Origin of the sequence: Pseudomonas sp. (genome assembly GCF_030696055.1) — a bacterium.
Taxonomy (GTDB): domain Bacteria; phylum Pseudomonadota; class Gammaproteobacteria; order Pseudomonadales; family Pseudomonadaceae; genus Aquipseudomonas.
Genome location: NZ_JAUYNP010000071.1, coordinates 1 through 1,230 on the forward strand (window position 1 = coordinate 1; position 1,230 = coordinate 1,230).

The following is a 1,230-nucleotide window of genomic DNA, read 5'->3' on the forward strand; positions in this document are numbered from 1 at the left end:
AGATGCCGAACGAGGCGTTGGAAATGCTCTCGGTGAGCAGCGCCAGCATGATCAGCCCCGGCACGATAAACGCGCCGTAACTGACGCCCTGCACCTGGGTCATGCTCGAACCTATGGCCGAACCGAATACCACGAAATACAGCGAGGTGCTGATCACCGGGGTGGCGATGCTCTGCAACAGGGTGCGCCAGGTGCGCGCCAGCTCGAATCGATAAATAGCCTTGATGGCATAGAAATTCATGAGCGTGATTCCGTTTCAGGTCGTTGAGAAGCGTCGCGAGCGAAGACTAGGCAAGGCGAAATCAGGCGAGGCCGCGGAGTGTACGAGTTGTACATGAGCAGGCCGAGCCTGATTGACTCGCTCCGCTCGCCCTGCGGGTCAGCCGCGGCTGTTACTCCGCTTCGCTCCGTTTCAACGCGGCATAGTCGAGCGCAGCAGCTTCTCATCGGCCTGATACCAGGCTGACGAAGATATCTTCCAGCGAACTCTGGCTGGACTGCAGGTCCTTAAAGTCGATGCCGTGCTGGGCCAGGTCCTTGAGCAGTTCGGCGATGCCGGTGTGCTCGCGCTGGGCGTCGAAGGTGAACACCAGGGCGTGGCCGGCATCGCTCAGCTCCAGCGGGTAGCGGCTCAGCTCGGCGGGAATGCTGGCCAGCGGCTGCTGCAGTTGCAGACACAGCTGCTTCTTGCCGAGCTTGTGCATCAGCGCCTGCTTGTCCTCCACCAGAATGATCCGGCCCTTGCTGATCACCCCGATACGGTCGGCCATCTCCTCGGCCTCCTCGATATAGTGGGTGGTGAGGATAATGGTCACCCCCCGTTCACGCAGGCCCCGCACCATAGCCCACATGTCGCGGCGCAGCTCCACGTCGACCCCGGCGGTGGGCTCGTCGAGAAACAGGATCTGCGGCTCGTGGGACAGCGCCTTGGCGATCATCACGCGGCGCTTCATGCCGCCGGACAGCTCGAGAATCCTCGCATCGCGCTTGTCCCACAGTGACAGGTCGCGCAGCAGGCGTTCCAGGTAGGCTGGGTCGGGCTTCTTGCCGAACAGGCCGCGGCTGAACTTGAGCGTGGCCCAGACGGTTTCGAATACATCGCTGACCAGCTCCTGGGGCACCAGGCCGATCTGCGCACGCGCCGCGCGGTAATCCTGGATGATGTCCTGGCCGCCCACCAGCACCCGCCCGGCGCCCGGATTGACGATGCCGCAGATAATGCTGATCAGG

1 protein-coding gene and 1 pseudogene are annotated in these 1,230 nt (G+C 62.8%); both read right to left on the reverse strand.

Annotated elements, in window-relative coordinates; all coding sequences use genetic code 11:
• Positions 1-241, reverse strand: a pseudogene (locus tag Q8Q83_RS04195) (sugar ABC transporter permease); the annotation flags it as partial.
• Positions 242-443: 202 nt separating this feature from the next.
• Positions 444-1,230: ABC transporter ATP-binding protein (locus Q8Q83_RS04200; RefSeq protein WP_305621396.1), on the reverse strand; the 787-nt coding region annotated here is incomplete at its 5' end.